The sequence below is a fragment of the Bacteroides sp. 4_1_36 genome, assembly GCF_003466325.1.
GTDB lineage: Bacteria > Bacteroidota > Bacteroidia > Bacteroidales > Bacteroidaceae > Bacteroides > Bacteroides uniformis.
Genome location: NZ_QSOX01000005.1, coordinates 136,879 through 163,228 on the forward strand (window position 1 = coordinate 136,879; position 26,350 = coordinate 163,228).

The 26,350-nt window shown below is 45.7% G+C and carries 26 protein-coding genes, 1 tRNA gene, 2 pseudogenes and 1 riboswitch; of the genes and pseudogenes, 12 read left to right on the forward strand and 17 right to left on the reverse strand.

Annotation, left to right across the window (positions count from 1 at the left end):
* Entirely contained in the window at positions 1 to 1,518 is a 1,518-nt protein-coding gene (locus tag DXD65_RS07350) for a RagB/SusD family nutrient uptake outer membrane protein (RefSeq protein WP_008665784.1), read from the forward strand.
* A 59-nt stretch (positions 1,519 to 1,577) separates the two neighbouring features.
* Here the strand turns inward: DXD65_RS07350 and DXD65_RS07355 are convergent, their stop codons facing one another.
* The 5 genes from DXD65_RS07355 to DXD65_RS07375 form a co-directional block, all read right to left on the reverse strand.
* Positions 1,578 to 2,243 (reverse strand): MarC family protein, encoded by a 666-nt coding sequence (locus DXD65_RS07355; protein ID WP_117887489.1) that lies wholly within the window; start codon positions 2,241 to 2,243, stop codon positions 1,578 to 1,580.
* Between the two features lie 52 nt (positions 2,244 to 2,295).
* A complete protein-coding gene (locus DXD65_RS07360) occupies positions 2,296 to 2,994 on the reverse strand; it encodes a YjjG family noncanonical pyrimidine nucleotidase (RefSeq protein WP_117703522.1) in 699 nt (232 codons plus the stop codon).
* 86 nt (positions 2,995 to 3,080) lie between these two features.
* Positions 3,081 to 3,959: a hypothetical protein gene (locus DXD65_RS07365; protein ID WP_005835026.1), complete on the reverse strand. Its 879-nt coding sequence runs from the start codon at positions 3,957 to 3,959 to the stop codon at positions 3,081 to 3,083.
* A 34-nt stretch (positions 3,960 to 3,993) separates the two neighbouring features.
* Positions 3,994 to 4,668, reverse strand: a complete 675-nt coding sequence (gene rsmI, locus DXD65_RS07370) for a 16S rRNA (cytidine(1402)-2'-O)-methyltransferase (RefSeq protein WP_008665787.1) — start codon at positions 4,666 to 4,668, stop codon at positions 3,994 to 3,996.
* A 13-nt stretch (positions 4,669 to 4,681) separates the two neighbouring features.
* Positions 4,682 to 5,224, reverse strand: coding sequence for a hypothetical protein (locus DXD65_RS07375; protein WP_034523325.1), 543 nt, complete (start codon positions 5,222 to 5,224; stop codon positions 4,682 to 4,684).
* A gap of 110 nt (positions 5,225 to 5,334) precedes the next feature.
* Here DXD65_RS07375 and DXD65_RS07380 point away from each other — a divergent pair, with 110 nt between their 5' ends.
* The 4 genes from DXD65_RS07380 to DXD65_RS07395 all read left to right on the forward strand — a co-directional run bounded on the left by DXD65_RS07380 (position 5,335) and on the right by DXD65_RS07395 (position 7,759).
* Positions 5,335 to 5,940 (forward strand): thymidine kinase, encoded by a 606-nt coding sequence (locus DXD65_RS07380; RefSeq protein ID WP_005828444.1) that lies wholly within the window; start codon positions 5,335 to 5,337, stop codon positions 5,938 to 5,940.
* A gap of 22 nt (positions 5,941 to 5,962) precedes the next feature.
* Positions 5,963 to 7,078, forward strand: a complete 1,116-nt coding sequence (locus DXD65_RS07385; protein ID WP_008665790.1) for an AI-2E family transporter — start codon at positions 5,963 to 5,965, stop codon at positions 7,076 to 7,078.
* Positions 7,079 to 7,172: 94 nt separating this feature from the next.
* Positions 7,173 to 7,245: transfer RNA gene (locus tag DXD65_RS07390), tRNA-Lys, on the forward strand.
* A gap of 271 nt (positions 7,246 to 7,516) precedes the next feature.
* On the forward strand, positions 7,517 to 7,759 hold the full coding sequence (locus DXD65_RS07395; protein ID WP_233556125.1) for an Arm DNA-binding domain-containing protein: 243 nt from the start codon (positions 7,517 to 7,519) through the stop codon (positions 7,757 to 7,759).
* 66 nt (positions 7,760 to 7,825) lie between these two features.
* Here DXD65_RS07395 and DXD65_RS07400 read toward each other — a convergent pair.
* From DXD65_RS07400 to DXD65_RS07430, 6 genes and pseudogenes are all read right to left on the reverse strand, one after another.
* Positions 7,826 to 8,416, reverse strand: a pseudogene (locus DXD65_RS07400) (RteC domain-containing protein).
* 4 nt (positions 8,417 to 8,420) lie between these two features.
* On the reverse strand, positions 8,421 to 9,194 hold the full coding sequence (locus DXD65_RS07405) for an N-acetyltransferase (RefSeq protein ID WP_005828455.1): 774 nt from the start codon (positions 9,192 to 9,194) through the stop codon (positions 8,421 to 8,423).
* An 8-nt stretch (positions 9,195 to 9,202) separates the two neighbouring features.
* Positions 9,203 to 10,042, reverse strand: a complete 840-nt coding sequence (locus DXD65_RS07410) for a GyrI-like domain-containing protein (protein WP_005828457.1) — start codon at positions 10,040 to 10,042, stop codon at positions 9,203 to 9,205.
* 139 nt (positions 10,043 to 10,181) lie between these two features.
* Positions 10,182 to 11,558, reverse strand: a complete 1,377-nt coding sequence (locus tag DXD65_RS07415; protein ID WP_005835018.1) for an MATE family efflux transporter — start codon at positions 11,556 to 11,558, stop codon at positions 10,182 to 10,184.
* A gap of 636 nt (positions 11,559 to 12,194) precedes the next feature.
* Positions 12,195 to 12,404, reverse strand: a complete 210-nt coding sequence (locus DXD65_RS07425) for a winged helix-turn-helix domain-containing protein (protein ID WP_005828467.1) — start codon at positions 12,402 to 12,404, stop codon at positions 12,195 to 12,197.
* Positions 12,405 to 12,638: 234 nt separating this feature from the next.
* Positions 12,639 to 13,088, reverse strand: coding sequence for a hypothetical protein (locus tag DXD65_RS07430; RefSeq protein WP_005828472.1), 450 nt, complete (start codon positions 13,086 to 13,088; stop codon positions 12,639 to 12,641).
* Positions 13,089 to 13,191: 103 nt separating this feature from the next.
* Here DXD65_RS07430 and DXD65_RS21225 point away from each other — a divergent pair.
* Positions 13,192 to 13,483: pseudogene (locus tag DXD65_RS21225) on the forward strand (pyridoxamine 5'-phosphate oxidase family protein).
* A gap of 48 nt (positions 13,484 to 13,531) precedes the next feature.
* Here the strand turns inward: DXD65_RS21225 and DXD65_RS07440 are convergent.
* Entirely contained in the window at positions 13,532 to 14,074 is a 543-nt protein-coding gene (locus DXD65_RS07440; RefSeq protein WP_005828477.1) for a hypothetical protein, read from the reverse strand.
* Between the two features lie 128 nt (positions 14,075 to 14,202).
* Between DXD65_RS07440 and DXD65_RS07445 the strand changes: the two genes are divergently transcribed.
* Positions 14,203 to 14,445 (forward strand): hypothetical protein, encoded by a 243-nt coding sequence (locus DXD65_RS07445; protein WP_005828479.1) that lies wholly within the window; start codon positions 14,203 to 14,205, stop codon positions 14,443 to 14,445.
* Positions 14,446 to 14,570: 125 nt separating this feature from the next.
* Here the strand turns inward: DXD65_RS07445 and DXD65_RS07450 are convergent, their stop codons facing one another.
* Positions 14,571 to 15,440 carry a mechanosensitive ion channel family protein gene (locus DXD65_RS07450; protein WP_034528887.1) on the reverse strand — a complete coding sequence of 290 codons (870 nt, stop codon included), beginning with the start codon at positions 15,438 to 15,440 and terminating at the stop codon, positions 14,571 to 14,573.
* A gap of 105 nt (positions 15,441 to 15,545) precedes the next feature.
* A riboswitch (TPP riboswitch) is annotated at positions 15,546 to 15,642 on the forward strand.
* Positions 15,643 to 15,675: 33 nt separating this feature from the next.
* On the opposite strand from DXD65_RS07450, the gene DXD65_RS07455 reads away from it, so the two are divergent.
* The 3 genes from DXD65_RS07455 to DXD65_RS07465 are packed head-to-tail and all read left to right on the forward strand — an operon-like array spanning position 15,676 to position 19,323.
* Positions 15,676 to 17,988 (forward strand): TonB-dependent receptor, encoded by a 2,313-nt coding sequence (locus tag DXD65_RS07455; RefSeq protein ID WP_117887490.1) that lies wholly within the window; start codon positions 15,676 to 15,678, stop codon positions 17,986 to 17,988.
* On the forward strand, positions 17,988 to 18,638 hold the full coding sequence (pnuC, locus tag DXD65_RS07460) for a nicotinamide riboside transporter PnuC (protein ID WP_022402261.1): 651 nt from the start codon (positions 17,988 to 17,990) through the stop codon (positions 18,636 to 18,638). The genes DXD65_RS07455 and pnuC overlap by 1 nt, the downstream gene beginning before the upstream one ends.
* A 7-nt stretch (positions 18,639 to 18,645) precedes the next feature.
* Positions 18,646 to 19,323: a thiamine diphosphokinase gene (locus DXD65_RS07465; protein WP_009037242.1), complete on the forward strand. Its 678-nt coding sequence runs from the start codon at positions 18,646 to 18,648 to the stop codon at positions 19,321 to 19,323.
* Here the strand turns inward: DXD65_RS07465 and DXD65_RS07470 are convergent.
* Positions 19,283 to 20,191, reverse strand: a complete 909-nt coding sequence (locus DXD65_RS07470) for a DMT family transporter (RefSeq protein WP_022402260.1) — start codon at positions 20,189 to 20,191, stop codon at positions 19,283 to 19,285. The two genes, DXD65_RS07465 and DXD65_RS07470, sit on opposite strands and share 41 nt — an antisense overlap.
* Before the next feature lie 69 nt (positions 20,192 to 20,260).
* On the opposite strand from DXD65_RS07470, the gene DXD65_RS07475 reads away from it, so the two are divergent.
* Positions 20,261 to 20,428, forward strand: coding sequence for a hypothetical protein (locus tag DXD65_RS07475; RefSeq protein WP_016274202.1), 168 nt, complete (start codon positions 20,261 to 20,263; stop codon positions 20,426 to 20,428).
* Positions 20,413 to 20,736: a type II toxin-antitoxin system RelE/ParE family toxin gene (locus DXD65_RS07480; RefSeq protein WP_005834986.1), complete on the forward strand. Its 324-nt coding sequence runs from the start codon at positions 20,413 to 20,415 to the stop codon at positions 20,734 to 20,736. The genes DXD65_RS07475 and DXD65_RS07480 overlap by 16 nt, the downstream gene beginning before the upstream one ends.
* Before the next feature lie 485 nt (positions 20,737 to 21,221).
* On the opposite strand, the gene thrC is transcribed toward DXD65_RS07480, so the two are convergent.
* The 3 genes from thrC to thrA all read right to left on the reverse strand — a co-directional run bounded on the left by thrC (position 21,222) and on the right by thrA (position 26,307).
* A complete protein-coding gene (gene thrC / locus DXD65_RS07485) occupies positions 21,222 to 22,523 on the reverse strand; it encodes a threonine synthase (RefSeq protein WP_117681352.1) in 1,302 nt (433 codons plus the stop codon).
* A 70-nt stretch (positions 22,524 to 22,593) separates the two neighbouring features.
* Positions 22,594 to 23,853, reverse strand: coding sequence for a cofactor-independent phosphoglycerate mutase (locus tag DXD65_RS07490; protein WP_117878729.1), 1,260 nt, complete (start codon positions 23,851 to 23,853; stop codon positions 22,594 to 22,596).
* A 21-nt stretch (positions 23,854 to 23,874) separates the two neighbouring features.
* A complete protein-coding gene (thrA, locus tag DXD65_RS07495; protein WP_117681354.1) occupies positions 23,875 to 26,307 on the reverse strand; it encodes a bifunctional aspartate kinase/homoserine dehydrogenase I in 2,433 nt (810 codons plus the stop codon).
* Between the last annotated feature and the right edge of the window lie 43 nt (positions 26,308 to 26,350).

The window sequence follows — 26,350 nt, forward strand, 5'->3', positions numbered from 1 at the left end:
ATGAAAATATTAAAGACATTATACACAGCAACGCTTTGCGCAGCTATGGCAGTCAGCACTTCATCATGCCTCAACAGTTGGCTGGATCAGTCACCCGCAGACGGAATAGATGCTGAAACCGCAATCAAGAACAGCGATGATTTGGCCAATGTGCGGACGGGACTTTATGCTGCCGTTAAAGGTAACAGTAGCCTGATTAATTATTATGGACGCCTCATGTTCGTATACGGTGACATGAGAGGGGAAGATATCCAATATGAATATAACGGTGGAAGTGGAAGAGCAAACTTCTACTACTATATGGAATATACAACTGCCGACAATTTCACCACCTCAACAGCCGTATGGCAGATGCCTTATGTAGTCATAGCACGCGCCAACCGTCTGATTCAGGCAGCAGAAAGTGGCAACCTGACCGACGCGGCAGAGGCAAAAGCCACTATTGACCAATATGATGCAGAAGCAAAAGTTCTGCGCGCCATGGCACTGTTTGACCTTACACGTATCTACGGTAAACCTTATACGGTAGATCAAGGCAGCTCACCCGGTGTGCCCATCGCTACCTCCCCGCTGGAATCGACAGAAAAGCCAAGCCGCAGCACGGTAGCCCAATGTTATGAGGCTATTGAAAAGGATTTGACAGATGCAATCAACTCAAATGCACTGCCCAAAACCAATGAAGTGGGTTATGTCAACCTTTGGGCTGCCAAAGCCTTGCAGGTACGTGTATATATGACAAAAGGCGAATGGAGCAAGGCTTTATCCGTAGCTGAAGACATCATATCAAACTCGTCTTACAAACTTTGGGAACCGTCAGAATATGTTGCTGCATGGAGCAAAAGTGATGCCAATCATTCAAAAGAAATCATGTTCGAGATTTCCATCAACAACAATACTGACTGGACAGACCGTGAAGGTATTGCCTATTTATATGCCGACAAGGCTGGCGCTTCTCCCGGATATGGAGATGTAATTGTCACAAAAGACTTCTCTGACATGCTTACATCCGACCCGGCAGACATCCGTAACGACATATTATTGGCAGCGGCAGCAGGAGGATTTGACAAACGTAAAGTTTACATCAACAAAATGCCTGCTGTAAACGGAGATGTACGTTACTCCAATGTCCCATTGCTGCGCTTGTCAGAAGTTTACTTGTCAGCAGCAGAAGCAGCTTTCCAAGCCGGAGACAAGAACAAGGCTGCCAACTTGCTGAACGATATCATCTCCAACCGCACAACGGATGAAAGCAAACAAGTAACCAGCGGAAACATCACATTAGACCGCATCTACATCGAACGCCGCAAGGAACTTGTAGGTGAAGGACAGCGCTACTTCGATGTTATGCGCCGAGGTGAAACCGTTACACGCTACACGGACGTTAATGACAGAGGATGGCACGACGTATTGAGCGAAGAAGCGCGTACATTCAACCGCGACTCCAAGAAAGCGCTCCCGTTGATTCCCGTCGGTGAAATCAATGCCAATCCGAACATAGAACAAAATCCAGGCTATTAATCAATAGTAGCCTAAAGAAACTTGGGAATTTTCCCAATGTGTTTTTATAAATAAAGTGTTTAGAGGAGGTGTGCCAGTGATGGTATGCCTCCTTCTTTCAATATATCCACCAATATAGGTTTCACTCCGCTGACAAAACACTCAACGGCAATAACCATCAGGATAAGTCCCATTAGGCGCATCATCACATTGTTTCCCGTCTCACCCAAAATTTTGACCAACCGCGTGGAAGCACGCAATATGAAAAAGGTAATCAGATAAATAAAGGCAATCATTCCTATAAGAACTCCTTTCATCTGAATGGTGTGGGCATCCTGCATCAGCACAATGGCATTGGCTATGGCACCGGGACCACAAAGCATCGGAATTCCAAGAGGAGTAATGGAAATATCATCGGCATAAGTCTTGATTTCCTCGTCTTTCAGCTTCATTGGGGTATAACGGGCTTGCAGCATATCGAAGCCAATCTTAAAGATAATAACTCCACCGGCAATACGGAAGCCATTGGTAGAGATACCGAAGAATTTAAAGAGAAACTGTCCCGTAAACGTAAAAACCATAATCGTAATAAAGGCAACCAGAGTGGCGCGCGATACTACCGACTGCCGTTCACGGTCCGTCATTCCATGCGTCATGGTCAAAAACACCGGCATGGTGCCAAGAGGGTTTGTCAACGTAAAGAAGGAGGTAAAACAAAGTAAAGCGAAAGGTAAGATTGTGTCCATAGCTGTATAATATACGTTTCTGTAGACAAAAGTACAACTAAAAATTTCAATGTCACAGAATCTGCATCAATTCTTTCAGATTACTGATATGATAAGTCGGTTGGAAAGGCAGTTCTTCCTTCCCCGTTACATTATAAAACACTTGGTGCATACCCACTCCTTTGGCTCCTGCCACATCATTCTCCCAACTATCGCCTATCATCAAAGAATCACGCACCTCGGATTGTGTGGCAGAAAGGGCAAAATGAAAAATTTCGGGCCAGGGCTTCAAGATACCGATGTCATCAGAGAGAACAATCTTCTTAAAAAAGTGGTCAATGCCTGCCGAACGCATCTTATGACATTGCAGCTCTTGGAAGCCGTTGGAAAGGATATAGAGGTTATATTTCCCCGCCAAATATTCCAGTACCTCATACGCATGCGGCATCAGCCGACTTTTTGTGGGAATGACCGAAAAGAAATCATCAGAAAAAGCCTCGGCCAAAGCAGCATCCCCCGCCCCTACTGCCTCCAGAGGATATAGAAAACGCTGGCGGTTCAACTCTTCCTTACTGACCTGCCCTCTGCCGTATTCTTCCCACAGCTCTACATTACGATGCTGATAAAGCGTATAGAAATGCTGGAAAGAACGAAAGAAACGGTCATAATCATACTTGTGATACATCTCTTCGAATGTATCGCGTGCATTAAGGGAAAATGCCCAAAGCGTATCGTCCAGGTCAAAAAATAGGTTCTTATATTGGGATGCCATAATTTAAAGGAAAGGGATATATAAAAATAGACGCAGATTATCAATTCCAATAACCTGCGTCCGTTCTGTATCAGTCTATAACAGTGTTATTTTACCTGGATTACCAAATACTTGGACACACTCCAGAAGTCTTTCGGATTTGTAATCTTCAAAGTCAGCTGTCCTTTATCATCTTTCTCCAACGCATAAGAACCAGCGGGATGAGTAGTCAAGATATCAGCATCTTTAGAGTATAGTTTAATCTCTTTTGTCGTACGGATATCCACTTGTGTAAAGTAGTCCTTGTTGATATCAGAATCTTTCAGCACCTGGCCTTTTTTGAAAAGTCCGGTATTTGTCAATATCTTCTGGTCCTTCAACTCTTTCTTCGTACCAAATACAAACCAAGCCGTATTGAGTGCCTTATCTTGTTCGGCAACGGTTTGAGCCTTCGCCTCATTTTCGGCAGTCAATTCTTCTTTCTCAGTAGACAAACCGGTTACGGCAGCATCCAGTTCCTGGATACGGATATTCTTGGAAGCCAGCTCAGCCTGCAATTCCTCGATACGCTGGGTCTTTGCCACCAACTCCTGAGTCAGGGACTCCACAGCCCTCTTCAACTGGGCAGAGTTATTCTTACTATTCTTCAGCATGGACTGTAATTTGGCAATCTGCTCCTTGTTCTCTTCCATCTGTTTACGGATAAATTCAATGTCCGACGCAATCTGCTGCTTGGCATTCAAAGAGCCTTCTGCCACAGCACCACGCTGCAAATCCACACGGCTCTCTGCTGCATTAATCTGGCGGAATCCCTCTGAAATATCATTGAAAGTGCCCATCATCTCGTCCAATTCAGCATTACGCTGAGTCAGTTCCATCAATAAAGAATCATTTTCAGCTTTCAGCTGGTTCTTACTGCCACCAGAGAAGCTGTCACACGAAGCCATTACAGCCGCGCATACAATTAAAACTGCTAACTTTTTCATACGCTTTCGTTTTACGTTTGGTTAATGAAGTTATTTAATCGTCTATTCCTGTTACTACAATCACAATTTCACCGCGCGGTTCGTTCGCCGTGAAATGTTCAATCAATTCTGTAAGCGTTCCACGCACCGTTTCTTCGTGCATCTTTGAGATTTCCCGCGAAACAGAAGCCTGACGTTCGGCACCGAAATGTTCGGCAAACTGCGTCAAAGCTTTTACCAATCTGTGGGGAGACTCATAGAACACCATGGTACGACACTCCTCGGCCAATGCCTTCAGACGGGTCATCCTTCCTTTCTTCTGTGGAAGGAAACCTTCAAAACAGAACTTCTCATTCGGCAGTCCGGAAGCCACCAATGCCGGTACAAAAGCTGTCGCTCCCGGCAGGCATTGCACTTCGATGCCGTTACGCACACACTCTCTGACTACCAGAAAGCCCGGGTCGGATATACCCGGCGTACCTGCATCCGAAATCAAAGCTACAGTTTCTCCCCCCTTTATTCTATTAACAACACTTTCAACCGTTTTATGTTCATTAAATTTATGGTGAGATTGCATCGCATTCTTTATTTCGAAGTGTTTCAGCAATATGCCGGAGGTACGTGTATCCTCAGCAAGTATCAAATCCACTTCTTTCAGAATCCGGATAGCACGGAATGTCATATCTTCCAAATTTCCTACCGGGGTAGGCACTACATAAAGTTTTCCCATACTTATCGGTTGTTTAGCTGAAATATTTTTTGAGGAGTTCCATAAAATCGACGGCGGCTTCATTTTCTTCATCCGGGTGCACTTCCGAAGCAAAAATATCCATAGCCTTGTCCAAAGAAGGAGCCTCACCCAAACGTCGTACCACTTCATTCATCCGTGCAGCATCGCCTGCGAACAGTTCGCGGACAAAACGGAATGAATCGTTCAGACTGATGGCATGTTTCAAATCCTTGGCAGGCTTGATGCGTTCTGCCAAAATAGGAACTGTTTCCGGTTCCTCACATACCATCTTCACTGTATCAGGAATAACCGATTCGACCGGAGAAACCGATTCGGTCAAAGGAGTAGTAACAGCAGGGGGTTCCTCCAGGGGCGACACAACAGCCGTTGGCGCCTCCTCAAGCAGTTCTTGCAACGCCTCCAAGCGTGCCTTCATCTGCTGGATATTCCGTTTTGCCACAATCTTCAATGTCGGATTGGCATCACTTGAAATGGCCTGCATCAAACATTTCAATTCCTGAATATCTAATTCTATGTCGTTTAATAGGGTTTGCATATCCTTTACACAGTCCGTGTTAACGCTACAAATGTAGAAATAAATAATGAAAAAATATCGGAAAGCAAACAAAAGTGTTACTTTTGCGCTTAAATATAACACTCGAAAACATGGTATTATTTTCAGAAGATCATATACAGGAAACCAAACGCAGGGGAAGAATTGAGGTCATTTGCGGTTCCATGTTCTCCGGCAAAACCGAAGAGCTGATAAGGAGACTGAAACGGGCAAAATTTGCCAAACAACGCGTAGAGATATTCAAGCCTGCCATAGACACCCGTTATTCCGAAGCCGATGTCGTATCGCATGACAGTCATTCCATAGCCTCCACTCCCATCGACTCGTCTGCCAGCATTCTGCTCTTCACTTCAGAGATAGATGTAGTGGGCATTGACGAAGCCCAGTTCTTTGACAGTGGCCTGATTGATGTATGCAACCAGCTTGCCAACAATGGTATACGCGTCATTGTAGCCGGACTGGATATGGACTTCCGCGGTATTCCATTCGGCCCTATGCCGGGACTGTGTGCCATTGCAGACGAAGTTTCCAAAGTACATGCCATCTGTGTGAAATGTGGCCAACTTGCCTCGTTCTCCCACCGTACCGTCAAGAACGACAAACAAGTACTGCTGGGAGAAACCGAAGAGTACGAACCGCTATGCCGAGAGTGCTATCAGCAAGCCATCCAAGCCGACCAAAAGGAAAGCGGTCATTAACGAATACAAAAAACAGAGCATTATGGAACGCAAAAAGATTACATTCGACAGTTTTATCCGCGGTGTCATACTCGGTGTCATTATTATCGGCATCCTTATGCTCTTCAAGCGTCTAAGCGGCGTATTGCTGCCATTCTTCATCGCATGGCTCATTGCCTATCTGATATACCCCCTGGTCACCTTCTTCCAGTACAGATTAAGGCTCAAGAACCGGGTCATATCCATCTTCTGCGCCTTATTCAGTATTCTGATTGTAGGAGGAACCGCCTTCTATCTGCTTGTGCCTCCCATGATGGACGAATTCGTCAGGGTAAAAGATTTGGTAATAGACTACTTTTCCAACGGAACCCACGACGGCAATGTGCCCAAAACACTCTCTGAATTCCTTCGTGAGAACATAGACACCCAGTTTGTCACCCAATTGTTCAAGGAAGAGAATATGCTGAACGCCATCAAGGAAACCGTTCCCCGGCTCTGGTCCTTGCTGTCAGAATCCGTCAATCTACTGTTCAGCTTCTTCACTTTCTTTCTCATTCTTCTCTATATAATCTTCATATTGCTGGACTATGAAAGCATTTCCGAAGGGTGGCCCCACCTGGTACCACAGAAATACCGGCCCTTCGTAATCAATGTAATGAACGATGTGAAAGACGGCATGAACAGATACTTCCGCGGACAAGCATTCGTGGCATTGTGTGTCGGTATTCTGTTCAGTATAGGTTTTCTGATTATTGATTTCCCACTGGCCATTGGGCTCGGCTTGTTCATCGGTGCTTTAAACCTAGTGCCCTATTTACAGATTATCGGCTTTATACCTACCATCGTGCTGGCCATACTGAAAGCAGCGGATACGGGAGGAAACTTCTGGATTATCATTGCATCGGCCCTTGCGGTATTCATCATAGTACAAGCCATTCAAGACGGATTCATCGTACCGCGTGTCATGGGGAAAATTACGGGCCTGAACCCTGCCATCATCCTACTGTCTTTATCGATTTGGGGGTCATTGATGGGGATGCTGGGTATGATTATAGCACTTCCGCTTACCACCCTTATGCTCTCCTACTATCAACGTTTCATCATAAACAGAGAAAAAATTCACAAGTTTGAACAGACTGATAATCAACAAGAAGAGTAAAAGCAGAAGTCGTTCTCAAAACTTTTTCCCTTAATCCATTTGTTTTTTAAACAAAAGTAGCTATCTTTGCACCCGCTTAACAGCAATAAGGTCTGATTCGCTAGCTCAGCAGGTAGAGCACAACACTTTTAATGTTGGGGTCTTGGGTTCGAGCCCCAAGCGGATCACAGAAACGCTGGACAGAAATGGACAGTAAATGTACAACTCCTACAATATCAAGGTATTGTAGGAGTTTTTCTTTATATAATGTCTGTGACCTAAGACACGAAAAGGTCACAAAAAGACACACTTTCGTGACCAATTCGTGACCTGTCCACCCTCTAAGATTTTAGGTCACGGAATGTCCCAAATTGGCGGTTTGTTGTCTTGATTTGTCCGTACTGCAAATATCTCATTTTCAGTTTATCAATTTAAGTTTGTAACTAAAAAAAAGAGATTATGAGAAGTACTTTTAAGCTACTCTATTTCGTCAAACGAAATGCAGTAAAGAAGAACGGTAATGCACCGATTATCGCACGTATCACTATCGACCAAGTTGTAGCCCAGTTCAACACCAAACAGGAAATAAATCCGGCTCACTGGAGCGTGAAGTTAGGCAAGGCTTCCGGCAGAACCGCAGAAGCCGTACATATCAATTCTATGCTGGAAAGCATCCACAGCACGGTACCCCAACAAGACTAAATGGTTGATTTATAATATTGAAGCAATATAATACTGGCGAAAAGAAAAACAGAAGTTTGTCATTTACTATCCTTCGTCCATTCGTTTGACTAAGCTGTCTTGCAAACGGCTAAGATATGCCGTCCAATCCTTCTTCCGTTCTTTCATGGCAATATAAGCGGCATAATAATCGCCTAACTCCATTTAGAGCACCGTACTGAGAAAATTCATCATTTCTTTTATTCCCACGTTGCCATTGTTAATGCCACCCGAAGAAACAAGGTTGAGAAATTCAGGTCTTTATCGAATTGTGCGCTATCGGTACATAGGCGTAAATCAAACTTTCCACGAACAACATAATATTCATCATACAAGGTCGAATGAAAACGATAATATTGGTAAAAGTCCAGATTACGGTTAAAGAAGCAGGTCAGGTTATCCAGTTCTTTACTTAATATAGTTTCTGATTACATCATTACTACCATCGGGGCATTGTGTTTCTATCCGATAAATCTTATAGAAGGAATGAATTTGCAGTTTTGTTTTTAAATCATTGAGAACCGCTTGCAAACGACGCACTATTGAAAGAAAAGTTTCAACAATATCATAACCGTAGAGGTCGATTTCAGATATATTGACCTCTATTTCAGCTAACATGTTATTAACCAGTTCTTTCATTTTACTACTTTAATAGTTTTGTAAATTTAGACTCAGTACAAATACTTAAATCCGTAGTTACAAACTTCCCATTGTAAAAAAGAGAAAATATAGTAGCTGGTGTAGGAGAGTTTTGTGCTTGCTCTCTCGTTTCCAATTTAATTACTTTCAAAGGAATATTTATTTCTTGCGCAAGAACACGCAACACTCCATTTACATAATAATCCGTATATGGGCAACGATTAGAATAATAAGCCACTATTCCCAGTTTGTCGGGGCATTCTCCACTTTTGACGCAATCATTAAAATATGGAACTGCACTATTCTCATGAAAACTCATTACCAACAATGAAAATCCATTTGGAAGTTTTTCTATTTCCTTAAAGCCATGTTGCAGCAACCATTTCGTATCACTCATAAAATGGTTCTTTTTTGTACCTACAACAGTAACCAATCCATTTTTTTGTTGCTTTTTTGCATCTTCAATCACAAATTGGAGCAAATTATATCCATGCCCTTGACCTTTATACTGCCCTGAAACCCAAAAACAATTAATCATTAAATAATTAGGGGCAGTAACCGGAAGCCACGCATATTCAGCAGGAACATATTCTATAAAAACTTTGGCTCGTGCATCAAGCCGCCTAAAAACATAGCCATTAGCAAATTCCTTTTTTAGCCATTCCTTTTTGGACTCATATCCTTCCAAGCATTTTTTGTCAGAGAATGCGCAGCAGATATGTTCTTTATCTATATTATCCTCTGTTAGAGTTATATATTTAGGTAAACTATTTTCCATGCTTTTATTTATTTTATCGGTATGTAGATTTTTGTGATACTCTCTTTTTTATTTTCTTTTGAATAATTGATATACTCCTCAAAAGACATCCCATGACGAAGTGAATATTCTTGGCTTACGTTAATGATGTTATACCAGTCCTGCAAATCTGTATAATACCCCTGCAACGTATAGACCGCATATTTACCTTGTGGTAGCCGGATTGTACCAAATTCACAAGTAGGCATAATTTCCTTTTGTACCGATGCACAAGCATAGAAACGACATTGATTAGGGTTTGTCACATTAGGGTCGTCAAAACTTAACCCAATAAAACGTGTATCGGGCAGAAGTAAGTCATTGCTCTTTAAGAAATGTATCAATTTACTCCATACTGTTTCATAAGGTTCTTCCTCTCCGTACTTACCCCATATACGGATATATACTAAATTTAATCCCTCGAAATTGTAGACTTCAGAATGCAATTCGCACTCCTTTCCATCATGTTCGCACTCTTTTAATCGCATCCTTAATCTGCTGATATATGTTTTGGGAGAGATACCAAATTGTTTCTTAAATGCTTTGGAGAACGATTGCGGATTATCGTAGCCGACTAACCCAGCCAAATTCTGTAAACTCATGTCTTCAGTTTGCATATATAGTACAGCTCGTTCTACTCGTTGCCTCGCCACATAAGAGTATAATGGTTCATCCAAAGCAGAACTCATCATACGGAGCAATTGCCGTTGAGACATATTTACTATGTCGGCTATTACATTCAATTGCAATGGCTGATGCAGATTAAAATTTATGTAATCAATTACTTGATTGACTTTCTGTTTGTATATATTTTCAGTGCTACTTTTCATCTATAACGATATAATTTGCAAATATATAGAGTTCATACAAATGTATGATTGTCCAATCTCGCCAATTTTAGAAATCTTAGGTTACGGTTTTAGGAGGTTATGTCAAAACGTTGGCACAACCTCGTTTTTTTAAAGGCATCTACGACGTAATGAGTTGACTGGAAACTTTATAAGCATACCGATGCTTCAGAACAAAAAGCAGAATCACAATGATTGTCAAAGCCTCCGAGAGTGGCATTGCCAACCAGATTCCCGACACACCCAAGAACTTCGGCAACAAAATAAAACTCGGAATAAGGAAAACAAAGCCACGCAACAAAGCAAAAATCGTAGCTGGCTTTATTCTTTCAACACTCTGAAAATAACCTACCACAGCAATATTCACAATGAAAAAGACAAAGCCGCTTGCAAAATAGGGGAAACCGTGTATCGCTATCTTCGCCGCTTCACTGTCAAGACTGATGAAAAGGCCAACCAGCAGATAAGGATAAACAGTGAATGCCACCGTTGCAACCACACCGCAGACCACAGCCGTCAGCAACGCAATACGTTCCGCCGTCATCACTCTTTCCTTGTAGCCCAGTCCGAAATTATAGCTGATAATAGGCTGGGCAGATTGTGCAATAGCATTACCTACCATGAAAACAAAAGGAATATAATAGCACGCTATACCGAATGCCCCTACGCCATCGTCCCCCAGATAGGACATAAATACCTGGTTCCCGACGAACATAAGAACAGCAAGCGTTGCCTCTCCCAATAAGGCAGAAGGACCGATACGGCACTGGTAACCAATATTCCGCACGGAAAGCCGCAGGCTCTTGACACTCCATTTGAGTGGTTGTAAACGCAAATGCCGAGCATAAAACAGTAGATAGACCATCGCCACCAGTCCGCCGGCCATGATGCTGATGGAAGTGGCAAATGCTGCTCCCATGACTCCCCAGCCAAAAGGAAAGATAAACAGCCAGTCGAGCACCACATTGATTACAGCCGTAATCAGGCTGCACAACATAGCCAGCTTTGGAGCACCGTCCAGACGAATGACGAACAGCGGCACCGTTATCCATATCTGAAAGACCCATGACGGAACAAACCACAGCAGATAATCCGTCACCATAGGCAACAGATGTTCGGAAGAGCCGAGCATCCGGGCTGTTTCTGCCGGAAAAGCCATCATCAAAGCAGAGGGTATCAAAGCAACAATCGTTACAAACAGTAATGCTTGTGTCACATTCAACCGAGCAGACTTGCTTTTGCCTCTCGACAATTGGATAGAAGCGACCACAGAACACCCGGCACCAACCATAAGCCCGATTCCCGTAAAAAGCATCAGTAAAGGGACACAGATATTTACGGCCGCAATCCCGTCGCTACCTACTCCATGCCCGACAAATATCCCGTCAATCGCTGTTACGGCCGACATACTGAGCATACCCAGCAACGTAGGAACAAAATATTTCCGAAACAATGTAAACACATTCAGTGTACTCAAATCAATTGCATCTCTTTTCATGTTCAACTATATTTATAGGTTATTGTCTTGCCCAAAAGCAAAAAAATGCCGGATAAAATGATTGGTTTTACCCAGTCATCTTATCCGGCATTTTTACAGCCCTCCGATGAGGATTACAAAACTCTTTTGGTTTTCTAATTCGCGTGCAAAGGTGGGACTTCTTTTTCAAGTATCCAAATATTCATGATTTCTTTCACTGAAAAAGCAGCAAAACATGAACATTATCCACTACCATATCACTCTTTTGAAGGTAGACACACAGCCAATGAAAGACAGTCTATCAGTCTTTCATTGCTCTAACATAGGCTGTCAATACACTGAATAAATGATAGTTAGGCATGCGCACTATTGTGGTACGACTTCTCCACAAGCATGAAGAAGCCGTACCACAATAGTGAAGAAACTGCATCACAACCGTGCACAATAGTCATTAATAAGCTTTTAGTAGGAGAAAGAGCTGTTCTTTGCGGAAAGAAGACCAGCCATTTGCACAAGAAAAAACAGCATGCAAGCAAAGTTTGCCTACATACTTGCATGGCATCTGCTTACATACTGTAAAATGCGGTATAACAAACAATTAGAAAGCACCATGCAAGCATGTAAGCAAAATGTGTGGTAAACCTATTGTATCTCTTTTCATTTTGCGATGACTCCATAGTAAACCATGTTATCAATACGCTTCTGATAAATCTGGTTATTCTGCAGCAGATACCCCAAGGCCAAACACAAATCCACATCCCTGAACTTCGTCAGTTTCTGCAATTCAAAGATTGTACACTTCTTAAGATTGCACAAAATGGAATATACCATTTTCATATTATTGGTCGCCTTCTCAATACTCTTCATATTATTATCTTATTATTAGTTCCTTTCTTAAAATGATATCCTATATTATCTACTCAAATATAAGATAAAGACAGAGCAATGACAAACATTGCCCATTCTTTTCATTTCAGATAACATTCTTTGAACTACATATACCTAAAATCTGCAAAAAATATAGAACTTTATAAATATCAACACTTTATAGAAAGGTATATTCACATTATACTATATCCGGAAACGATTATGTTGGTATAATCAAGGTACTATTATATGCTTGCCTTCGGGAGTGACTACTACCGAGCCCATTTTGATGTAATGTTTCCCTTCCGGCGAAACTATTACCTTTGTTTCGCTACTCTTGTCGGAAGATTCTTTTTTCTCATTCATGAAACTCTTGTCCCGCGAAGTGGTAACCGGATAAGTATCCTCCAGATAGCTCTTCATTTCGTCCACTTTTCCGTCTTTGAACCACACCTTGACAGCCGACCACCCCGCAGGAGTATAAGCGCGGAATGTCCAAGCCTCTCCCTCCTTATTCAAATCTCTAAATGCAGGCTCTCCTAAAATGGTACACACCTCTTTAAAGCTCATACCACGTTCAATGCTGCTCAACTGCTTATAATCAAACCCGTAGCTTTCATAAATGCCACAGCCCATCACCAAGACAGCGAGTAACAAGCCTAAAACAACTGACATCTTTTTCATAATAGAAAGTTTTAGTATTTATCCATACAGCAAATGTAGTATGATAAAAACCTCCTTTTCCGTGATTCTCTCTATTTATACATAGGGATTTCCCTATCAGTTTATCTGTATCTTTACAACCTATAAAGAATATCATCCCAGCCCCGTTCCAATGAGCAATATCAAGTCGGAAGGGGCCACCACCGTATGGTTGGCAACCGGCAAAGACAGTCTTAAAACAAAGGTGCAGCCAATCCGAAAGCAGGTTTGTGCTTTCAGGAAGAAGGAAACAGCGTAGTGCTCACCGGTAAGGTGGAGATAAAGGCCCGGCAGCTCCCAATTATGTATTACTGAAATTCAAAGGACACCATGCCACCATTTGGATTGACGGACATTTTGTACGCAGAAATCTTTAAGAAGAGCATTCAGTTCCTCATCTGATGTCTTGCATGGGGGGATGAAAACTATAGCCCCTTCGTTATCACCGGCAATCCGAAACCTCCTTTCTGCAAAGTCAGGACTTTCGGTTTGCCTTTTCGTGCTTTGTTGTATGTGGCTGTGGAAACATGCAAGGTCTCTATCGCTCCATCCTCGAAAGCCACCTTTAAGTAATATTCCTTACGTACTCCGTCCGACACATAACGATGCTTGCCTACTTTACGTCTCTTTTCATGTTCTTTTATCAGCTTCTCAAGTACGGTAACCGTCACCTCCTTTGTCGAAGCTGGAGCCGCCATCCGATAATTCCCTACCAGAAAAAGCGAACAACTGATGACACCCACGCACACCACATGGCACAATATATTCACTGCCTTTTGCTCCATCGTTGTCAGCCATATCCATTTTTTATATAGAGGAAGTGTAACGACTGCCACCACAAGTCCTACCCCTACGGGTATCCACACAGCAGCCAACGTATCTTCATAGATGTTATATCCGATGCAGCCCAAAGCTACGACCAGTACAAACATCAGAAAACGGAGTATTTTTATAAACAGTTCTTTCATTGCCGCGTTTATATTTTTCGCAAATATAGGAAAAATATCATTCGACCGACTGTCAAATCTGTTCAATCTACATGAACTTACTTGCTTGATAGAATGTTATAACTACAATAACTAAAACAGAAAATATCATGGAAAAGAGCTTAATTCATAGTAATGAACTGCATTTTATCAGTAAGAAACGCATTCATCAAGCAGTAGAGAAAATGGTTGAGTCATTGGATTTGGCTGCGGGTTCCACAACCGGCTTCAACATCTATGCAGTAGTGGAGAGCTATTTCACGGATTTGGAAAAACGAAAAGAAATCAATCAGCTGCTCAACCTGGAGCAAGATGTCTGCGAAGAAATAGAGGCAGAATTAAGTTATAAATAAATTACGGAGTTACCGACTACTATTAAGTTACGGGCTACAAGTGTCCTGCAGTATGATAATGCAGTACACTTGTAGCCCGTAACTTATAGTAGCTGATAGCCAGTAAATTGAAACTTGTAGCCCACTCAGTCTTTCGCCTGATGCACCGTCAACTGCGGGAATGGGAAGTCGATACCTTCCTCATTGAATACGGAGTAAATCTTCTTGTTCATATCAAAATAAACGCCCCAGTAGTCTCCGCTCTTCACCCAAACACGAATCACCACATTCACACTGCTGGCATCCAAGGCATGAAGAGCTACAAACGGTTCGGGAGTATTCAAGATACGGCTGTCTTCGGAGATGATACGACGCACGGTGCTCTCTACCTTGTCATAATTCTCACCATATTCTACACCGATCACCCAATCTACACGACGCGTATCCTCACGGCTGTAATTAGTCACTGTACCACTGCTCAACGCACCGTTAGGGATATAGATTACCTTATTGTCGGCTGTGGTCAGAATCGTATGGAAGATTTGAATCTCACGTACCGTTCCGGACACTCCCTGGCTTTCAATCCAGTCGCCTACCTTGAAAGGACGGAACAACAGTACAATCAATCCACCCGCAAAATTCTGCAAGTTTCCGGAAAGTGCCATACCGATAGCCACACCGGCAGATGCCAACAAAGCTGCAAAAGAAGTAGTTTCCACTCCCAATTTGCCGATAACGGCAATAATCAGCAGAATGGTCAGCAAGATATTGACTAAACTTTTCACAAAGCTCTGGATACTGGCATCCACATGTCTTTTTGCCAATAACCTCGCCAGCATTTTCCTAAGAAAGGAAATCAAGAACCGTCCTACCACAAAGATGATGACAGCTCCAATAATACGTCCACCGGCACTTACGCCCCAATCTATCAATTGCTGAAGGAATATCTGCAGTTTGCTGAAACCATCGTCAGCAACTTGGGCAGCAAAGGCTGCCATGAATAAAGATGATAACATAACTATACTCTTTTTTTAAAATTAATGCTGCAAAATTAACAAATAACTCTGACTTTCGTTCACTTAACTTGCCACTTTCGACGAAAACTCCTACCTTTGCTCCCGATTTCAACTAAGGGGTGCCCTAATACGACGGGCTGAGATCATACCCATTAACCTGATCCGGGTAATGCCGGCGGAGGGAAAAGAAGAAAAGTTCCCCTTTTCTGTATTCATCTAAACGAAACAATTGCAAATGAAGAGACATGCAATGGCGACCTGCCTCCTTATGGCAGCACTGGGTGTCTGTGCGCAGACACAAGAGCAAGACAGTCTGCGGGTGATAAACCTGCAGGAAGTGGAAGTCATCTCCACACGTGCCACAAACAGCACACCGGTGGCATTCACCAATATAGGCAAAGAACAACTGAAAAAACAGAATTTCGGACAAGACCTGCCGTATCTGTTGAGTATGACACCCTCCGCCATTACTACCAGCGACGCCGGTGCCGGGGTGGGTTACACCACACTGAGAGTCCGCGGAACAGATGGCACACGCATCAACGTCACCGCTAACGGTATTCCCATCAACGATGCGGAAAGCCACACGGTATTCTGGGTCAACCTGCCGGATTTCGCCTCCTCCGTCAAGGATATGCAGGTGCAACGCGGAGCTGGTACCTCAACGAACGGTGCAGGAGCTTTCGGTGCCAGCATCAACATGCAGACGGGTGATTTCTCCATGAAACCCTATGCAGAATTCAACGGTTCCTACGGCTCCTTCCATACGCACAAGGAGACGGTGAAAGTGGGAACGGGACTCATCAACAATCATTGGTCGTTCGACGCGCGGCTCTCCAACATCAGTACAGACGGATATATAGACCGGGCGTCTGTGGGACTGAACTCCTATTACCTGCAAGGAGGGTACTACAATGACAACACCTCTATCAAGCTGATAACCTTTGCCGGCAAAGAGCGCACTTACCACGCATGGAACTATGCCAGCAAGGAAGAGATGGAACGTTACGGACGGCGTTATAATTCCTGCGGATTCATGTACGCCACCGACCGGGACGGCCATGTATACAACAAAGAATATTATAAAGACGACAACGGCGAGAAGCATTACCTCACGGACGAAGGAGGTGCACTGCATTTCTATGACGACCAGACCGACAACTATACGCAAAAGAATTACCAGCTGCTATTCAACCACAATTTCACCCCACAATGGAACCTGAATATCGGCCTGCACTACACCAAAGGCGACGGATACTATCAAGAATATAAAGGTGAACGCTCGTTAGCAGAGTACGGCATGTCTCCTTTCGAATACAATGGCGGCAAGGTAGAAGTAAGCGACCTTATCCGCAAGAAGGCAATGGACAACTGGTTTGGCGGTGGAATCTTCTCCGTAAGCTACAAAGCCGACCGTCTGCATGCCTCGCTAGGCGGTGCACTGAACCGCTATGACGGCGACCACTTCGGAAAAGTGCTTTGGGTAAAGAACTATATCGGCGAACTGACCCCCGACCACGACTACTACCGCAACAACGCCACAAAGAACGACGGAAATATTTATCTGAAAGTCAATTATGAACTGGTAAGCGGCCTCAGCGCCTACCTCGACCTGCAATACCGCCACATCAACTACAAGATAAACGGACTGAACGACAAGTACAACTGGACTGCCGCCACTCCGGGAATGCAAAAATTGGACATTGACGAAGATTTCGACTTCTTCAACCCGAAAGCCGGACTGTCCTGGCAAATCGACCGCAACCACCGCCTATACGGTTCGTTCAGCGTAGCCCATAAAGAACCTACGCGCAACAACTACACCGACGGCTACTTCACCGAACATCCCAAGGCTGAGCGTTTGTTCGACTACGAACTGGGATATACCTTCGCCAACTCATGGCTCCATGCGGGTGCCAACTTCTACTATATGGACTATAAAGACCAGCTGGTACTGACGGGAGAGCTGAACGAGATAGGCGAAGCCATGGCCAGCAACGTACCCGACAGCTACCGTACGGGTATTGAACTGATGGCTGGCATCAAACTGGACTGCGGCTTGCAATGGGACATCAATGCCACACTCAGCAAGAACCGTGTGCAGAACTTTACCGAGACACTTTTTGAAAACGAAGAGGCAGGGTCGGAAGCATGGGTCATCAAACACGGGGATACCCCCATCGCATTCTCTCCCGACTTCATACTGAACAACCGCTTCGGCTATACGTTCAAGGGATTCGAGGCCTCGTTACAGTCACAATATATCAGCAAGCAATACATGAGTAACGCCAAGCAAGAGGAGTGCACACTGGATGCTTATTTCGTAAGCAACCTAAATCTTTCCTATACCTTCAAGTTGCCTAAAGTAAAGTCGGTAACCATAGGGTGCACCATCTACAATCTGTTCAATGAAGAATACGAAAACAACGGATACGCAGGCAGCGGATACTATCACGACGACAACGGAGGAAAAGTCCGTTACAACTATGCCGGCTACGCTGCCCAGGCGGGAACGAATGTATTGGGACATATAGCAATCAATTTCTGATGGAACATACTCTTGAGATTATAGGCACTGTGGTCGGGATTCTCTATCTCTGGTTGGAGTACCGGGCAAGCATTTATCTTTGGATAGCGGGCATCATTATGCCTGCCGTCTATATTTTTGTCTACTATGATGCGGGGCTGTATGCAGACTTCGGCATCAACATCTATTATCTGGGTGCTGCCATCTACGGCTGGATGATGTGGAAGTACGGAGCATTTCTGCGCCGGACTATCTTGCGGCGGAAAGGTGCAGGACAGAAAGGAGAGGACACAAGAACAGAAGAACAAAAACTGGAACTTCCTATCACCCATATGCCGGCGCGCTATCGGCTGCCACTTACTGCCGTATTCATCGCCGCTCTGCTTGGCATTGCCTGGATATTGATAAACTTCACGGACAGCAATGTGCCCTGGCTGGACTCCTTCACCACCGCACTGAGCATAGCCGGCATGTGGATGCTGGCACGGAAATATGTAGAGCAATGGTGGGCATGGATTGCGGTAGATGCCGTTAGCGCCGGACTGTACATCTACAAAGGACTTGATTTTACAGCCGGACTATATGCCCTTTACACAATTATAGCTATCTTTGGCTACTTCAAATGGAGGAAAATGATGAACAAGGATGAAGGATTAGAGATTAGGGATTAAGAAAGACATGAAAGACGAACTATCAACGAGCAACGAGCAATTATTAACTATTGATGCCGTAGTTTTGGCAAATGGGGAATATCCTGCAAGTCCCCTACCTTTAAAGATATTGGCGGAAGCGCCTTATGTGGTTTGTTGCGACGGTGGAGCGGACGAATACATCCGCCGGGGCCATACTCCCGACGTAATCATCGGCGACGGTGACTCCCTCAGTGATGAAAACCGCCGGAAGTTCGGACATATCCTACACCGTATCAGCGACCAGGAGACCAACGACCAGACTAAAGCCGTCAACTTCCTGCTGGCGAAAGGCAAACGCCGTATCGCCATCATCGGTGCCACGGGCAAACGTGAAGACCATACACTGGGAAATATCAGCCTGCTCATCGACTATCTCCGTGCCGGAGCCGATGTACGTACCTATACCGATTACGGCATCTTCATCCCCTGCCGGAGTACCCGCACCTTCCCAAGCCATCCCGGACAGCAAGTATCCATCATCAACTTCACTGCACACGGTCTGCATGGCAAAGGACTGGTCTATCCCCTCAGCGATTTCACCAACTGGTGGCAAGGCACACTCAACGAATGCACCAGTACAGAATTCACCATCGAAGCGGAAGGGGAATACCTGGTATTCGTCACTACTTCTTCGCTTCCGCCACTTCAACAAAGTACACGCTGATACAAATCATGGCAATGGCAGCGGCTTGCGTCCAACTGAAACGGTCTTGCCCCAAGGTGAGGGAAACAACGGTAGTCACCACCAGTATCAGATAGCTGTACATGGCTACAACCGTCGTCTTGAGATACTTCAAGCCCACCGGAACCAGAAAGTAACTGAGGTAAGTAGGGAAAACCAGCACAAACGCCAACACCGCCCACGGCACCCAGTGCCACTTCCCATGCAAGGCATCCGTAAGCAAGGGTGCATCCCAGCCTATAATGGACGACACAATCAATCCCGTTACTGCCGCACCGCCAAAGATGTACTTCATCATCGTCACTACCCCGACCTCTTCCAGCAGTTTCTTGCTCACAATCAGGTAAACGGCAAAGACCAGCGAGCTCACCATGCAGAGCATGTTGCCCGTAAACGCATCGTGCGCCAGGTCATCACTGCCTTGCGTAAGGATGCACAACAACGCACCGCCAAAACCCAGCGCTATGCCGATTATCTTCATCAGCGTAGCCTTTTCGTGCAGGAAAAAGACAGATATCAGAAAAACCCAAATGGGCTGCATGGAGTTGAAGATGGCACTGGAAACCGGAGTCGTCTTACTGATACCCAGCAGATAGTAGAACATGAACCCGTAGAGTCCGAAAGCTCCCAGACAGAACAGCCCTATCCGCTGCCGCCTTGTGACCGGTGCCTCCTTTACAAACCAGCTTGTTATCCAAAATGCCACGGCAGCAAAGACACAACGCACCGTGACACCTGTCAATGCACCCAGCCACAAAGGGAGCAGAAATTTCAATCCATTCATATTCAACCCCGCCATGACGCGCGATGCAACCATACTGAGATTGGCTTCCAGTTTCTTATCTTTCATCAGCTTCGTATTTTTCCCCTCAAACAATTCATTACTTTGAAATGTTTTAAGGAAAAAGGAGATAACGTTATGGCAAAAGTTAAAGAAGAGCAATCGTCCCAGCAAACAAAGCAAGTCCTCGCATTCTCCACCCGGCTACGCCATGACCTTAAGAAAGCCTGCCGGCAACTGGATGAGGGAGAAGGACAAGAGGACGTCACAATCAGTAAGGAGGTGAAGGCATGGCTAAACAAATAATATGGTCGCCACTTGCCAAAGAAGCTCTGAAGGACTTGCTGATTTCCTCGCAAGAAAGAGATGGCAACAAACGGTGTGGCGGGACTCTGTACACCTTGTTCCAAAATGCATTGTACCGTGTCACGCTGAATCCGTTTATCGGACAGCCCACCGAAGCAGAGAACATACGGTACATCATTCCGCATCCCGACTATACGCTTCTTTACCGGCACAGTCTCCGGAAGATTGAAGTGCTTGTGCTATGGAACAACCATCATAAGTTGGGCAGCATGATAAACATCATCCGGGAAGAACCCGATACAGAATAAAGCAGCCAATCTTGTCAAGAGCAGATTTATGGAAGATTAACGGAACAGACGCATGATCGTCCGTTCATATAGCCGGAACAAACCATGTATCCGTCCCGAACATATCATCCGTTTATCCTCGACACACCATCTGTCAGCGCTGAACATATCATCCGAAAGCTCGGAGCTTTTCATCCGAAACATCCGGACTTTTCGTCAAAAACATCCGAGCTTTTCGTCAAAACCGCCGGGATTTTCCAAGCAAATGCCTGCCATTCCGCTTGCTGAAGTGGAGGATTAAATCTGTAAAGCACCGGTTTAGGAGAGTAAACCCTAAGCTTTGGCTAATGAAGTGACGGAAGAACACAACAAAAAAGGAGAAGCGACGCCTCTCCTTTTATGCTAATTTAAAATTGAATCTGAACTAAGATTGCAGTTACAAAGATACAACATCCGAAAGACAATGTCAAGCAATCCGGTGTTTTTCTTTACTGACGTCCCATTCTTTATACATGCATCAGATATTGCTTGAAGTCTGCAAAGTCCTTCGACATTGGCAGGCTCTTCTTCTCACCGCGCATAAAGGCCTGAAGCTTGGCAGGTATTTCTACGGCTTCACCGATAATCTTCTCCACTGTATCCTTGAACTTCGCCGGATGGGCCGTTTCCAGGAATACGCCCGTTTCGCTGGGTTTCAGTCCTTCGGCCAGGGCCCGGAAGCCGCAGGCTCCGTGCGGGTCGAGTAGGTAATGGTCTTTCTTCCACACTTCCCGCATAGTTTCGGCAATCTGCTCGTCGGTATAAGTGGCACCGCTGATTTCGGCAGAGATGGCGGCATGGCTGCCTCCGTAAAGGTCGAGTACGCGGGCAAAGTTGCTCGGGTCGCCCACATCCATCGCGTTAGCAATGGTAGCGATACTGGGACGCGGTGTATAAACACCCGTCTGCAAATATTGGAAGAAGATATCATTGCGGTTGTTGGAAGCGATAAAGCGTTCCACGGGTAGTCCCATACGCTTGCCGAAGAGGCCGGCAGTGATATTGCCGAAGTTACCACTGGGTACACAAATGACGGCATTGTCTCCCTTACCGGCACGCTTCAGTTGAGCATAGGCATAAAAGTAATAGAATGCCTGCGGCAAGAAACGCGCCACGTTGATGGAATTGGCGCTGGTCAGTTGCAGGTGCTCGTTGAGTTCCCCGTCCATAAAAGCGGATTTAACCAGAGCCTGGCAATCGTCGAACGTGCCATCGACCTCAATGGCCGTGATATTCTGCCCTAAGGTAGTAAACTGTTTCTCCTGGATTTCACTGACTTTTCCCTTCGGGTAGAGCACATAGACGTGTATGCCTTCCACACCGAGGAAACCATTGGCAACAGCACTCCCCGTATCACCGGAAGTAGCAACGAGAACATTGACTTGCTTCTTGCCCTCTTTCTTGATAAAGTATCCCAGCAAACGCGCCATGAAGCGACCGCCCACATCCTTAAAGGCAAGCGTCGGACCATGGAACAGCTCAAGCGAATAAATATTCTCCGTCACCCGGACCAGAGGGACATCGAAACTGAGTGTGTCATAAACAATCTGTTTCAGCGTATCGGCAGGAACATCCTCGCCAAAGAAAGCATCTGCCACGCGATAGGCTATCTCCTGAAAGCTGAGTGTATCGATGCTATCGTAAAACTCTTGTGGCAGAGTTTTGATTGTAAAGGGCATGAAAAGCCCCTTGTCTGCGGCAAGCCCCTTTACCACGGCCTCTTCAAGAGTGGCTTCGGGGGCTTGTTTGTTGGTGCTATAATATTTCATTGCGGTATTTTTTTATTCACCACAGAGTCTCACAGAATTCTCTATAAATAAAACCCCGTGAAACTCTGTGTTACTCTGTGGTGGAACTCATAAATTCATTAATAAACTCGTCTTCTTTCATCAGTCCGTAACTGCCTTCGCAGGCTGCCACTTCATCAAATGTCCGTACTTCGTCAGCCTCGATACCCGGATGCCAAATGAGGAACGGGATAGGTTCGGCCGTATGCGTACGGAGTTCGCAGGGAGTGGGATGGTCGGGCAATACGGAGATAGCAACGGGTTCCTCCCAATCCTTCACAGCCTCGTAGATAGGACCTACGGCACGGCTGTCCAGATTCTCAATCGTCATAATCTTCAAGGGGACGTTTCCTTCATGACCGGCCTCATCACTGGCCTCGATATGCAGGTAGACAAAATCATCCGTCCGCAATGCATCAAGGGCGGCAGCCACCTTATTCTCATAGTTGGTATCATAAAGCCCCGTCGCACCTTCTACGGTGATGCGCCGCAATCCGGCATAGTAGCCGATGCCGTTAATCAAATCCACGGCAGAAATCACAGCACCACGCTTCACCTGCGGGAACTTGTCTGAAAGGCGCTCCATCTGCGGACGATAACCGGGACTCCACGGCCAGATGCTATTGGCAGGGTCCTTACCCTCAGCCTTCCGCTTCATGTTGACCGGATGGTTTTCCAGCAACACTTGCGAACGGAGAATCAAATCATTAATCAAATCGGCAGTCTGCTTCGGAGTAAGCTCTGCACCGCCTTCGGGGACCGAAATATTCTCCGTACCCTCCATCGGCTTCACCATCAACGGACGGAAAGGCCTCAAAGGGACATCGTGGGGCGGCATACAGTCAATGCGCTTGTCCCCTCCTTTTATTACCAGCAGATGGCGGTATTGCACGCCCGTATGGAAATGCACGCGGTCATCACTCAAATGCTCCTGAAGGTATTTTACCAGCACATCCGCTTCCTCTGTAGTAATGTGCCCGGCAGAATGATTCTTGATATTGTCTCCCTCGATGCAGATAATGTTGCAGCGCATCGCCATCTCACCCGGCTGCAAGTCCACACCGATACTCGCCGCCTCCAATGGACCGCGGCCTTCGTACACCTTCGGCAGGTTATAGCCCAGAACGGACATATTCGCCACCTCACTGCCGGGATGAAATCCCTCGGCCACCGTCACCAGCCTTCCCACACGTCCCATGCGTGCCAGCTTGTCCATATAGGGAGTTGTAGCCGCCTGCAGCAAGGTTTTGCCTCCCAGAGCCTTCACGGGCCAGTCGGCCATACCATCACCCAATATAATGATGTGTTTCATCTTTCTATATTACGATTTGGATTAAACGTTTGCAATGCTCATAATATCCGCAAATACCCCCGCAGCCGTTACACCCGCACCGGCTCCGTAGCCTTGTATCATCATCGGATATTCCTTATAACGTGCCGTGGTCAGCAGGATGATGTTATTGCTGCCTTCCAGCCCGTAGAACGGATGGTTGGCGCCGACTTCCTGCAAACCGACAGATGCTTTGCCATTTTCCAGTTTGGCTACGAAACGCCAATGCTTGTTCTCGGCTTCCAACACCTTGCGGCGGGCTTCGAAATCGGCATCGAGGCTCGGCACTTTCTTCCAGAAGTCATCCAGGGAGCCTTCAAAGAAGTCATCGGGCACAAAGAGGTTCTTCTCAACATCGCTCTGTTCCAAACAGTAACCGGCCTCGCGTGCCAGAATCACCAGTTTGCGGATAACATCCTTTCCGCTGAGGTCGATACGCGGATCGGGCTCGGAGTAACGTTCCTCCTGCGCCATCTTAATGGTCTTGCTGAAAGGAATGTCGGCACTGATTTTATTGAAGATATAGTTCAACGTACCGCTCAGCACGGCTTCAATCTTCAATATCTTATCACCGCTATGGATAAGGTCGTTAATGGTATTGATGATGGGGAGTCCGGCGCCTACATTGGTTTCAAACAAGTACTTCACACCGCGTTGGCGGGCAATCTGTTTCAGTTCACGGTAGTTCTCGTATTCGGAAGAAGCAGCAATCTTGTTAGCAGCCACTACCGAAACATTGTGCAGCAGCAAGTCCTTGTAAAGGGAAGCCACGCCTGCACTTGCCGTACAGTCCACAAAGACAGAGTTAAAGATGTTCATACCGATAATCTCATTACGCAGCGTTTCCAGAGAGCTGTCCTTTCCCTTCTCCTGCAGTTCTTCACGAAAACGTCCCAAATCGAAACCTTCGCGGCTGAACATGGCTTTGTTTGCATCGGCAATGCCCACTACATTCAGCTGCAGGCCGTTCTCCTGCATCAGCTTCTGGCGCTGGCTGTGGATTTGCTCTATCAAGCTGCCGCCTACGGTTCCTATGCCGCAGATAAAAAGATTCAGTACCTGATATTCCGACAAGAAGAAAGAATCATGGATGACATTCAGCGATTTGCGCAATGATTTGCTGTCCACTACAAACGAGATGTTGGTTTCCGAAGCACCCTGCGCACAAGCAATCACATTGATACCGTTACGCCCCAACGTACCGAACAGCTTTCCGGCAATACCCGGTGTATGCTTCATGTTCTCGCCTACGATGGCCACGGTAGCCAGGTTCTTTTCTGCCTGAATAGGAGAAATCTCTCCCATCTCTATCTCTTTGGCAAACTCCTCGTTCAGCACCTCGCAAGCCAGGTCGGCATCCGCATTGCGCACACCGATAGACGTTGAATTCTCCGAAGAAGCCTGGGACACAAGGAATACACTGATGCCATTTTTTGCCAGCGCCTTGAAGATACGGTAGTTCACACCGATGACACCTACCATACCAAGGCCTTGCACTGTAATCAGGCTCGTATCATTGATGGATGAAATACCCTTGATGGCCTTGCTTTGCGGGTCGGAAACCTCTCGCTTGATGACAGTTCCCACACCCTCCGGATTGAAGGTATTCTTCACCAGAATGGGGATATTCTTGTGGCAAACCGGATAGATTGTAGGCGGATAGACCACTTTCGCACCGAAGTTACAAAGCTCCGTAGCTTCCACATAGCTCAATTCATTGATAGTGTATGCCCTGGAAATCACACGCGGGTCAGCTGTCATGAATCCGTCTACATCCGTCCAGATTTCCAGACTGTCGGCATCCAGTGCAGCAGCAATGATTGCCGCCGTATAGTCAGAGCCACCTCTACCCAGGTTCGTTACCTCTCCCGTCATTTTGTCTGTGGAGATAAAACCCGGAACCAATACGCGTTTGGGCAGGCTGCTGAATGTCTCGCGCACCAACGAATTTGTCAGCTCCGTATCCAGCACATGCTTGGAATGCTTCTTTTCCGTCTTGATAAACTTGCGTGAGTCAAACCACTCCGCTCCCGTCAACTGGGCAACGATGATAGATGAAAGACGTTCGCCATAGCTCACAATCGTATCGGACGTCTTCTGCGAAAGGTCCTTTATCAGATAAATGCCCTGAAAGATGTCCTTCAGCTCGTTGAGCAGCTCACCAATCTGGCGTTGCAAGGCAACCTGCACCTCGCCTGCCGGAATCACTTCCTTAATCATTTCCACATGACGGTAGACAATCTCCCGGAACTCATTCTCGTAAGAAGCATCACCGGCTGCCGCCATTCTAGAGGTGTTTATCAACTTGTCCGTGATGCCGCCCAATGCGGACACCACCACGATAACCGGTTCATCGACTGCTTCTACAATTCTCTTGACGCTCAAAATACTGTTCACGGAACCTACGGACGTTCCGCCGAATTTCATTACTTTCATTTCTCTTTATATTGTTGAGATGGTTGATACAATGTGTCGGAAA

Bases quoted from the DNA above. Each gene is read 5' to 3' on its own strand.
- DXD65_RS07470 (WP_022402260.1), bottom strand. From the start codon at position 20,191: ATGAAAGATAAGAAACTGGAAGCCAATCTCAGTATGGTTGCATCGCGC.
- DXD65_RS07445 (WP_005828479.1), top strand. From the start codon at position 14,203: ATGGAAAAGAGCTTAATTCATAGTAATGAACTGCATTTTATCAGTAAG.
- pnuC (WP_022402261.1), top strand. From the start codon at position 17,988: ATGGAACATACTCTTGAGATTATAGGCACTGTGGTCGGGATTCTCTAT.
- thrC (WP_117681352.1), bottom strand. From the start codon at position 22,523: ATGAAATATTATAGCACCAACAAACAAGCCCCCGAAGCCACTCTTGAA.
- DXD65_RS07440 (WP_005828477.1), bottom strand. From the start codon at position 14,074: ATGAAAGAACTGTTTATAAAAATACTCCGTTTTCTGATGTTTGTACTG.
- DXD65_RS07425 (WP_005828467.1), bottom strand. From the start codon at position 12,404: ATGAAGAGTATTGAGAAGGCGACCAATAATATGAAAATGGTATATTCC.
- DXD65_RS07475 (WP_016274202.1), top strand. From the start codon at position 20,261: ATGGCAAAAGTTAAAGAAGAGCAATCGTCCCAGCAAACAAAGCAAGTC.
- DXD65_RS07365 (WP_005835026.1), bottom strand. From the start codon at position 3,959: ATGAAAAAGTTAGCAGTTTTAATTGTATGCGCGGCTGTAATGGCTTCG.
- DXD65_RS07375 (WP_034523325.1), bottom strand. From the start codon at position 5,224: ATGCAAACCCTATTAAACGACATAGAATTAGATATTCAGGAATTGAAA.
- DXD65_RS07385 (WP_008665790.1), top strand. From the start codon at position 5,963: ATGGAACGCAAAAAGATTACATTCGACAGTTTTATCCGCGGTGTCATA.
- rsmI (WP_008665787.1), bottom strand. From the start codon at position 4,668: ATGGGAAAACTTTATGTAGTGCCTACCCCGGTAGGAAATTTGGAAGAT.
- DXD65_RS07465 (WP_009037242.1), top strand. From the start codon at position 18,646: ATGAAAGACGAACTATCAACGAGCAACGAGCAATTATTAACTATTGAT.
- DXD65_RS07450 (WP_034528887.1), bottom strand. From the start codon at position 15,440: ATGTTATCATCTTTATTCATGGCAGCCTTTGCTGCCCAAGTTGCTGAC.
- DXD65_RS07355 (WP_117887489.1), bottom strand. From the start codon at position 2,243: ATGGACACAATCTTACCTTTCGCTTTACTTTGTTTTACCTCCTTCTTT.
- DXD65_RS07410 (WP_005828457.1), bottom strand. From the start codon at position 10,042: ATGAAAAGTAGCACTGAAAATATATACAAACAGAAAGTCAATCAAGTA.
- DXD65_RS07360 (WP_117703522.1), bottom strand. From the start codon at position 2,994: ATGGCATCCCAATATAAGAACCTATTTTTTGACCTGGACGATACGCTT.
- DXD65_RS07395 (WP_233556125.1), top strand. From the start codon at position 7,517: ATGAGAAGTACTTTTAAGCTACTCTATTTCGTCAAACGAAATGCAGTA.
- DXD65_RS07480 (WP_005834986.1), top strand. From the start codon at position 20,413: ATGGCTAAACAAATAATATGGTCGCCACTTGCCAAAGAAGCTCTGAAG.
- DXD65_RS07380 (WP_005828444.1), top strand. From the start codon at position 5,335: ATGGTATTATTTTCAGAAGATCATATACAGGAAACCAAACGCAGGGGA.
- DXD65_RS07455 (WP_117887490.1), top strand. From the start codon at position 15,676: ATGAAGAGACATGCAATGGCGACCTGCCTCCTTATGGCAGCACTGGGT.
- DXD65_RS07415 (WP_005835018.1), bottom strand. From the start codon at position 11,558: ATGAAAAGAGATGCAATTGATTTGAGTACACTGAATGTGTTTACATTG.
- DXD65_RS07405 (WP_005828455.1), bottom strand. From the start codon at position 9,194: ATGGAAAATAGTTTACCTAAATATATAACTCTAACAGAGGATAATATA.
- DXD65_RS07430 (WP_005828472.1), bottom strand. From the start codon at position 13,088: ATGAAAAAGATGTCAGTTGTTTTAGGCTTGTTACTCGCTGTCTTGGTG.
- DXD65_RS07490 (WP_117878729.1), bottom strand. From the start codon at position 23,853: ATGAAACACATCATTATATTGGGTGATGGTATGGCCGACTGGCCCGTG.
- thrA (WP_117681354.1), bottom strand. From the start codon at position 26,307: ATGAAAGTAATGAAATTCGGCGGAACGTCCGTAGGTTCCGTGAACAGT.
- DXD65_RS07350 (WP_008665784.1), top strand. From the start codon at position 1: ATGAAAATATTAAAGACATTATACACAGCAACGCTTTGCGCAGCTATG.